The sequence below is a fragment of the Microcystis sp. M53598_WE2 genome, from assembly GCF_030067735.1.
Taxonomy (GTDB): Bacteria; Cyanobacteriota; Cyanobacteriia; order Cyanobacteriales; family Microcystaceae; genus Microcystis; species Microcystis aeruginosa.
In genome coordinates, this window is the sequence record NZ_JASJFE010000612.1 from 1 (window position 1) to 7,462 (window position 7,462).

The following is a 7,462-nucleotide window of genomic DNA, read 5'->3' on the forward strand; positions in this document are numbered from 1 at the left end:
AACTTGAAGCTAATTGAGGTGCGACAATAGTTTCGAGGGAAAAAGCATTCAGATCCTTTAAGTTTTTGGCGTGTTCCAAGGTGATTGCACAAATATTCCCCTGCTGATCAAGATCGACCAAGGTATTTTGTATTTTGTATTTTGTATTTTGTATTTTCATTGATTTCTTGAGTCTCGACAATAGGATTGTTATTGAACTCTAGGTATAGAGTATCCGTATCCTGAAAGTAGGTGATTTTCATGGCTGACTTGGGTTATCAAGAGTTTCTAATCTTCTTCTAATAGTGATTCATTTGGCGGCGATTGCGGTTTTGAGAATTGTCCATCATATTTGAAAGTTAAGCGACAGCGAAGCCTGTATATTGACGTATTTTAGGTTCATGGAATCCCAAAACAATATCTTCTTTAGCAATGCCTGCGCTTAGTAATTCTTTGGTGATACCGTCTTCGGTGTTGTCACATTGTACCCAAATTTTCTCGTTAATAATTTCTAAATGAATCAGACAATCATGATAACGCTGATTCTGTTGCCAACCTTCTGAAATGACGAGATATTGATCATTCTGAGGATCAAAAGCTAGACGATTTTGAATGTCCGCATTGTTATAAATAATTTGGCTATAGGGGACAAGAATCTGATGAATAATTTTGCGGTAATGGTTTAGTTTATCCATTGGGTGATTACCTCAGTTTCGGGGTTAAAGATAATTAGTTTTAGTGTTTTTTCTTCAAGGAGTATTTGACCAATTTCTTGATGAAATAAGCTGTTGAAAGTTTTTTCCCGAATAGCAAGATAAAGAGTTCTATCTAAAAGTTGGCGAAAGTTTTATCTTAGACTGAGACTAATTCAGGTTCACTGATCAGCCGTAGAAGTTTTGAGTGATCAACGGTTTCCATCGCAAAGGTTTGGCCGTTTTGATCGGTAAAATCAATCAGAAAAGCTTGCTGATTAAAAGACATTAAAACAGTTCCCATTTGTCCGCGACGCAGAAGGATGGGCTGATGGGTCGTTTTGTGAGTAGCCGTAACATCTTCCGTTAGGGCAACGAGATCGTATTCTTGAATGGTGTTCATCATGGGCTAGTTAATTAATGGGATAGACATTAGTAAGACGAGGAAAATTTTCAGTTATTTGGACAATCCAGCAACTTAAAATTAAGGATTCTCCGATGTCGGTACAGAGGTTAAATTTCAGATCATAGTGAGTGCCATATTGATCGATTTTATAAAGTTCGGCTTCTCCTTCCATTACTGCTTTTTTAAGAGCATTTTCTAGGATTTCTTTATTAGCTAAGGTAATCCCTAATCTTTGTTTGAAAAGCAAGGCTTTATGTTTTCCTTTTGAATGCTCAGGATTGAGGCAGTAACGTTCAAGTTTGTCTCCTAGGTTGGCTTGATCGGCATTGGGAAGTTTCATTTTATTTGTTGGCTTCTCCTAGGTTTCCCTGAATTTGCCCTAACAATTCCTCACAATCTTTAACCAAGGTAATCCCCAATTCTTGGCATAATTCAAGCGCTTGTTGGCAGTAGTTGAGAGCGCGATCGCAGTGATTCATTTTGTGGGCTATTTCGACAAAGGCTTTTCAATGATTCTTTATCTACCGAAATTTTACGGGAAATAACGATAGAATTCTCGACGATGAAGAACACGAGCAAATGTAATTGTATCTTCTTCAACAAAAAAACCAATTCTATAGTCACCAATTCGGATACGATAGGCATTATATTCTCCTTTTAATTTTTTAAGGTTGTTAATTTCGCTTAGCTGCTTAACTGCTAAAATATCAGTAAAGACAAGGTTTTTTATGACTGAGTAAGGGGAGGTACTTTTTAAATCCTTAAGATCCTTGATAAAAGTAGGAAGATAGTTGATTTTCATTCTTTTTCTAATTCAATTAATGCTTCCTCCAAAGTTAAGGGAGTTTCATCTTTAACGTCTATCATGGCGCGATAGAGTCCAGTATCTTCATAAGCTTCTATCATTTGTTGATAGTCTTCAAAGTTAATAATAACTTGCTGTATCTGACCTTGATTATCTGTAATCAAGTCTTGAGCAAAGGGATAATCTTTGATGTTCATAATTAATTGTTCCTCATTTTGCTTGGGTTTCTAATCCCCTTCTAATTTGATATTGATTATTTTCGATCAGAGAACGAGCAGCATCACTAAGATTATTATCACCTTCGATAAACCATAAAAAGGCGTGGGTATCCATTAAAATTTTCATGGCATATATTCCTCAAATTCTTCGATGGGATCATCAAAATTGTCAAGCATTTTAACGATGCCTTTTGCGCTTCCATATTGGGGATGTTTAACAGTAGTAGGAAGAGAAATGAGTTGAAAGTCTTGACCTTCATGATTCTGGATAATAACTTGTTCACCTTTTGAGGCAGCTTTAAGGAGGTCAGAAAGTTGACTTTGGGCTTCGTTTAAAGTTAGTTTTATCATAGCTTTGTTCAGTTAAATATTAATTTTTTAGAGAATAATTTACCTTAATTATTATCTAACGTAGTCTGAATTTGCCCTAACAATTCCTCACAATCTTTAACCAACGGAATCCCCAATTCTTGGCATAATTCAAGCGCTTCTTGGCAATGACTGAGGGCAAGTTCAGGGCGATTAGTTTGGTGGGCAATTTTCGCAAGGACTCTTAAATTATGGGCGGTTAATTCTTTAAACTTAATCTTTTGAGAAATAACTAAGGATTCTTGAATTTTGCTTTCTGCTTCGCTGTAGTTTTCTAGTTTGCTCAACGCTTCTCCTATGTTGTGTAGAGAAATTGCTACCCCTTGCTCATCGCCGATTGCTTTACTGATGTCGTGATCTTGCTGGTGATAGGCGATCGCTTTTTCATACTGTCCCAAGCAACTATAACAAAGTCCTAAATTACCGAGAGAACTTGCCTCCCCTTGCCGATAATCGATTTCTTTACTGATTTCGAGAGATTGCTGGTGATAGGCGATCGCTTTTTCATACTGTCCCAGGGAATGATAACAAAGGCCGAGACGGTTTAACGAGTTACAATAACAATCTTGTTCCCGTTGACTCCCTGCAATCACCTGTTCATAATGATCTGCTTGCTTACGATAAAATCCTTGTAAATCTAAAAAACTATGAACTGATTTATTTTTCCCTTCTCCGCCTCTTTCCTGATACAAAATATCATAAGCTAACTGCCATTCTCCCAATGCTCCTGCATGGTAAAACGCCTCTAAATATTCCTTCAAATCTTCCAAGGATTCCCAGGGAGGGACAGGTAAATGAGCTAAATAATAATCTAAGGCTAATTGATGGGCAGATCGCAATATTTCAGGATTTGCTTGATCTTGTACCACCATTGAAATTAAAGGCAAAAACTGAAACTGTCGCTGTTTTACATTGTATTCGGGGGGAAATTCTTGTAATAAGGATAAACAAGCAAAATGTCGTAAATTTTTGTCAGTTATTTCTGGGGTTAATCCCTGCGCTAACCCTAAATCAAAACTCTCGCGCAATACCGATAACCGCGTTAAACTCTCCCTAAACTCTTTCGATAATCGCGCTAAACTGGCGGTAATCACTTCTCTGACACAGGTTTCCGTGTCGCGGTGATACCCTTCCACATCAAACAGATTTAAGCCCAAATTTTGCGACTCGGTGACAGAAACCCCTTTCCCAAACTTATCTTTCATCAAACTACAAACCAGTTCCATTAAGAGGGGATGACCTCCCATTTTATCGACAAATTGGGCTAATTCTTCATCGCTTCCCGTTAAGCCGTGATCTTCGGTGACATAACGCATCGCATCCGCTTCTTTTAACCCTTTTAAAGGCCAAGAATAATAATAATCTTGCAAATTGACGGGGAATTTTAGCTGTTCTCGACTGGTGACTAATAGCTTACTGCTGCTTTCTGTGTTTAACCATTTTTGCAAGAATTGCTGATAAACCAAATTTACTGGGGCAGTTAGTACCGTTTCCAAATTATTCAACACTAATAAACAGGGTTTAGCGGTTAACCCTTTGCTGATTGCGTCTATTAATTGCCCATCATTCCATTTTTCATCATAATTTTGTTTTAACTCCTCTAATAACCACCGTCCGAACTGTGCCAAAGGGTAAGGCTGGTTAAAATTAACCCATAATACCGGCCAATCAGCAGTTAATTGATCTGTAAACTTTCTCGCCAGAGCAGTTTTACCATAACCCCCGGCGGCGGTAATCTCGATTAACCTTAGATGGTCATTCCCTAACGCTGTTTGGAGTTCTTGCAATTCTTCCCGTCGTCCTTGCCATCTACGCACGGGTGGGAGTTGCGTATCCACTAACCCAGAGGTGGTCAGGGGTTGGACCGCTTTTTTAGAGGGTTCAGACTGTTTTTTTTTAGATTCTTCAATCAGCGATCGCAATTTATCCTCAACGGATACGAAAACTTTTTCATATTCTGATTTCTTTAGATCACAGAGAGGATTGCTGGGAGAATTATTGCTAGGAGACTGAAATTGATGTAAGTAAAATCTTTGTTCTATTCCCTCTTCATTAGTGTATTTAAAAGAAACACTTTTCACAGTAGAATGTCTAAGAAATATAGGAATTATAAGGACTCCTTCTTCTTCACGTCTTTTCAAAATACGGGGTAATTCTTCATTCTTCACATAACGAGAATTAAGCAGGTCTTGGCTAACCAAGACCATCGCAATTGTTACTTGTGATAAACTGTCTTTAATTTTTTCATCCCAAATATCCCCCGGTTGTATGTCCAGATCTGACCAGACTATTTCTTCCTCATCATTCAGAGGTTCGAGAAATTTTAACAGTCTGTCTCTCCATCCTTTGTCTTGGTGGGAATAACAAATAAAAATTGATGGCATATCTTTTTCCTCTGACATAACCACTTTTCTGTTATACCACATCTAACCCAGAAAACGGGTTTCTTTAAGAAACCCGTTTTCTAACTTAAGATTGGTCGATTTCAATCCCGGCTACTTCTTTCAAACATTTTGTAAATGGCCCTGTTTGAAGCCTATCACGTTCCGCTCTATTTAAAAGCAGAACAGATCTTGATCATGGATAATTATACTTGTCTCCATTCTCGCCAATCCTACATTGACCCCAATCGCTCTCTTGAACGGGTAATGTTCAATGTTCCCTAACGGGAAATCGGATTTAACTACTGGCTTTATAAGTAATGGCGGGAAGCGGATTTGAACCACTGACCTTCGGGTTATGAGCCCGACGAGCTACCAGACTGCTCTATCCCGCGTTGCTTTATTTAGTATAGAACTAAATTTCGGTAAATGCCAAGGAGTTTGTAAAATTCCTTTACATTTACCGTCCGACCAGAGGTTAATACTTACGTTCCACGGGGGTGAAATCCTGAATCACCACGGGCATATAGTCGATATCGATGCCGGAGGGGGAATAGTAGGCGAGGGTATGCTGAAGGAAATTTTGGTCATCCCGTTGGGGAAAATCCTCGCGGGAGTGGGCCCCTCGGCTTTCTTGACGATTGAGGGCAGAGGTGAGGATAATTTCCCCCACCACCATGAGACTTTGTAATTCCCAGGCCTCGATTAGTTCCGTATTCCAGCAATCACCCCTATCATCGAGGTAAATCTGCTCGTATTTGCGCTTTAATTCGCCGATTTGTTTAATTCCCTCGCGCATGGTCGCTTCGGTGCGAAAAACGCCGCAATGTTGGGTCATACAGTCTTGGAATTCCTGACGTAGTTGACCGATGCGAATCGTGCCTTTTTTGGTCAATAAAGCGGTGATTTCCTCTTTAGCATCCTGAAGGTAAATATCGGGATTAAAGACGGGAAAAGCGCGTTTTTCGACGTATTTAGCGATCGATTTGCCGGTTCTTCTGCCATAGACCACACATTCTAACAGGGAATTACTGCCCAAACGATTGGCCCCGTGAACAGAGACACAGGAACATTCCCCGGCGGAGAAAAAGCCTTCGGTGAGGGTATCGGCACTTAAGCGAACGCGACCATCGGTATTAACGGGAATGCCGCCCATACAATAGTGAACTGTAGGACGTACAGGCATCGGTTCCTCTACCGCATCGACACCGACGAGACGGTGGGCCTCCTCCCAACAGAAGGGAATGCGACTCATAATTTTTTCCCGGCCTAAATGGCGTAAATCCAGATAGACAAAGGGACCACCGGCGCTACCGTCCAGATTTACCCCCCGGCCGGCGCGAATTTCTAGGGTAATGGCCCGGGAAGTGATGTCCCGGGGTGCCAATTCCATGCGCGAGGGGGCGTAATCTTCCATAAAACGACGACCTTCGCTATTGATTAAATAAGCCCCTTCACCCCGGACCGCTTCCGAGATTAAAACACCGACGGGATAGAGTCCCGTGGGGTGAAATTGGACAAATTCCATGTCTTCTAGGGGAATACCCGCTTTTGCCGATAAAGCTAAACCGTCTCCCGTACAGGCGAAATCGTTGGAGGTGGTGTTATAAACGCGACCATAGCCCCCGGTCCCGAACATAATTGCTTTTGCCCGAAGGATTTCTAACTGTCCGGTGGCGATTTGGTACATTACTACCCCTTTAGCCGTACCTTCTTCGAGGATAAGACGCAAAACGTACCATTCATCGTAGATTTTTACCTGATTACGGCCTAAATTGCTGACTAATTCGTGCAGCATGGCGTGACCGGTTTTATCGGCGGCGTAACAGGCACGGTTATGGCTGTGACCGCCAAAGGCTCTTTGGGCAATGCGTCCATCTTCGAGACGGGAGAATAACACGCCTAGATGTTCCAATTCGATGATAACTTCGGGGGCTTCTTTGGTGAGAATATCCACTGCATCCTGGTCAGCCAGAAAATCGGAACCTTTGACAGTATCGTAGGCGTGGGCCTTGGGATTATCTTTGGGGTCAACGTTTTGCAGGGCGGCGGCGATACCTCCCTGGGCGGCGACGGAGTGGGAACGAATCGGGTGGGTTTTGGCAACGACAGCAACATCGATAGTCGGGTTGAGGCGTTTGATTTCTAAGGCGGCGCGGCATCCTGCTAACCCACCGCCCACTATAACGACATCGTGTTCTTTCATGGCTGATTTTCCTACGGGCTTCTGTTTCTATGGTGGGGTGAGAATTGCTCGGAAGTCAGTTTTGTAACCGAGACTTTATATTTCAGGAGACAGCCCTTTCAGTTATCAGTTATCAGTTATCAGTTATCAGTTATCAGATGCGAGTTTTCAGTTCACTGATTACTGTTTACTGTTCACTGAAAGGGGTATTCGTGAGAGAGGAAGGGTAAAAATTCATTTGATTTCTCCTAAATAGATAATAACTGATAACTGATAACTGATAACTGATAACTGATAACTGGTATCTAACTTATTAGCAACTAATTAGCACACACTACCCGAAAACCATTACAGGTGTTGTGGTTGACGATACCGTTGTTGCAGTTGTAAATTGAGATACGGCAGTCATCAGTAAAGCTACCCCAGG

Annotated in this window: 11 protein-coding genes, 1 tRNA gene and 2 pseudogenes; 1 reads left to right on the forward strand and 13 read right to left on the reverse strand. The window is 41.3% G+C overall.

Features of this window, described 5'->3' with window-relative positions; genetic code table 11:
- The 11 genes and pseudogenes from PX636_RS12350 to PX636_RS12400 form a co-directional block, all read right to left on the reverse strand.
- Positions 1-242 (reverse strand): annotated as a pseudogene (locus tag PX636_RS12350) (DUF2283 domain-containing protein); the annotation flags it as partial.
- A 96-nt stretch (positions 243-338) separates the two neighbouring features.
- Positions 339-674, reverse strand: a complete 336-nt coding sequence (locus PX636_RS12355; RefSeq protein ID WP_002762148.1) for a XisI protein — start codon at positions 672-674, stop codon at positions 339-341.
- Positions 662-799 (reverse strand): annotated as a pseudogene (locus PX636_RS12360) (element excision factor XisH family protein); the annotation flags it as partial. The pseudogene PX636_RS12360 and the gene PX636_RS12355, both read right to left, overlap by 13 nt.
- Positions 800-831: 32 nt before the next feature.
- Entirely contained in the window at positions 832-1,074 is a 243-nt protein-coding gene (locus PX636_RS12365; protein ID WP_012267894.1) for a DUF4926 domain-containing protein, read from the reverse strand.
- Positions 1,075-1,084: 10 nt separating this feature from the next.
- On the reverse strand, positions 1,085-1,417 hold the full coding sequence (locus PX636_RS12370) for a DUF6883 domain-containing protein (protein ID WP_002800853.1): 333 nt from the start codon (positions 1,415-1,417) through the stop codon (positions 1,085-1,087).
- 1 nt (position 1,418) lies between these two features.
- On the reverse strand, positions 1,419-1,556 hold the full coding sequence (locus PX636_RS12375) for a hypothetical protein (protein WP_288117404.1): 138 nt from the start codon (positions 1,554-1,556) through the stop codon (positions 1,419-1,421).
- 53 nt (positions 1,557-1,609) lie between these two features.
- On the reverse strand, positions 1,610-1,879 hold the full coding sequence (locus PX636_RS12380) for a type II toxin-antitoxin system RelE family toxin (RefSeq protein WP_002762139.1): 270 nt from the start codon (positions 1,877-1,879) through the stop codon (positions 1,610-1,612).
- A complete protein-coding gene (locus tag PX636_RS12385) occupies positions 1,876-2,079 on the reverse strand; it encodes a RelB antitoxin-like protein (RefSeq protein WP_288117406.1) in 204 nt (67 codons plus the stop codon). Before PX636_RS12385 ends, PX636_RS12380 begins: the two co-directional genes overlap by 4 nt.
- A gap of 13 nt (positions 2,080-2,092) precedes the next feature.
- Positions 2,093-2,227, reverse strand: coding sequence for a hypothetical protein (locus PX636_RS12390; RefSeq protein WP_002753982.1), 135 nt, complete (start codon positions 2,225-2,227; stop codon positions 2,093-2,095).
- Positions 2,224-2,451 carry a type II toxin-antitoxin system Phd/YefM family antitoxin gene (locus PX636_RS12395; protein ID WP_002796331.1) on the reverse strand — a complete coding sequence of 76 codons (228 nt, stop codon included), beginning with the start codon at positions 2,449-2,451 and terminating at the stop codon, positions 2,224-2,226. The genes PX636_RS12390 and PX636_RS12395 overlap by 4 nt, the downstream gene beginning before the upstream one ends.
- A gap of 44 nt (positions 2,452-2,495) precedes the next feature.
- Complete coding sequence (locus PX636_RS12400) at positions 2,496-4,895, reverse strand: tetratricopeptide repeat protein (RefSeq protein WP_288117409.1); 2,400 nt, start codon at positions 4,893-4,895, stop codon at positions 2,496-2,498.
- Positions 4,896-4,988: 93 nt separating this feature from the next.
- Here PX636_RS12400 and PX636_RS12405 point away from each other — a divergent pair, with 93 nt between their 5' ends.
- Positions 4,989-5,135: a TauD/TfdA family dioxygenase gene (locus PX636_RS12405; RefSeq protein WP_288117411.1), complete on the forward strand. Its 147-nt coding sequence runs from the start codon at positions 4,989-4,991 to the stop codon at positions 5,133-5,135.
- 36 nt (positions 5,136-5,171) lie between these two features.
- Here the strand turns inward: PX636_RS12405 and PX636_RS12410 are convergent.
- Positions 5,172-5,245, reverse strand: a tRNA-Met gene (locus tag PX636_RS12410).
- Between the two features lie 83 nt (positions 5,246-5,328).
- Positions 5,329-7,056 carry a succinate dehydrogenase/fumarate reductase flavoprotein subunit gene (locus PX636_RS12415; RefSeq protein WP_288117413.1) on the reverse strand — a complete coding sequence of 576 codons (1,728 nt, stop codon included), beginning with the start codon at positions 7,054-7,056 and terminating at the stop codon, positions 5,329-5,331.
- Positions 7,057-7,462 lie beyond the last annotated feature (406 nt).

Bases quoted from the DNA above. Each gene is read 5' to 3' on its own strand.
- PX636_RS12415 (WP_288117413.1), bottom strand. From the start codon at position 7,056: ATGAAAGAACACGATGTCGTTATAGTGGGCGGTGGGTTAGCAGGATGC.
- PX636_RS12405 (WP_288117411.1), top strand. From the start codon at position 4,989: ATGGCCCTGTTTGAAGCCTATCACGTTCCGCTCTATTTAAAAGCAGAA.
- PX636_RS12370 (WP_002800853.1), bottom strand. From the start codon at position 1,417: ATGAAACTTCCCAATGCCGATCAAGCCAACCTAGGAGACAAACTTGAA.
- PX636_RS12375 (WP_288117404.1), bottom strand. From the start codon at position 1,556: ATGAATCACTGCGATCGCGCTCTCAACTACTGCCAACAAGCGCTTGAA.
- PX636_RS12400 (WP_288117409.1), bottom strand. From the start codon at position 4,895: ATGTGGTATAACAGAAAAGTGGTTATGTCAGAGGAAAAAGATATGCCA.
- PX636_RS12385 (WP_288117406.1), bottom strand. From the start codon at position 2,079: ATGAACATCAAAGATTATCCCTTTGCTCAAGACTTGATTACAGATAAT.
- PX636_RS12395 (WP_002796331.1), bottom strand. From the start codon at position 2,451: ATGATAAAACTAACTTTAAACGAAGCCCAAAGTCAACTTTCTGACCTC.
- PX636_RS12355 (WP_002762148.1), bottom strand. From the start codon at position 674: ATGGATAAACTAAACCATTACCGCAAAATTATTCATCAGATTCTTGTC.
- PX636_RS12380 (WP_002762139.1), bottom strand. From the start codon at position 1,879: ATGAAAATCAACTATCTTCCTACTTTTATCAAGGATCTTAAGGATTTA.
- PX636_RS12365 (WP_012267894.1), bottom strand. From the start codon at position 1,074: ATGAACACCATTCAAGAATACGATCTCGTTGCCCTAACGGAAGATGTT.
- PX636_RS12390 (WP_002753982.1), bottom strand. From the start codon at position 2,227: ATGAAAATTTTAATGGATACCCACGCCTTTTTATGGTTTATCGAAGGT.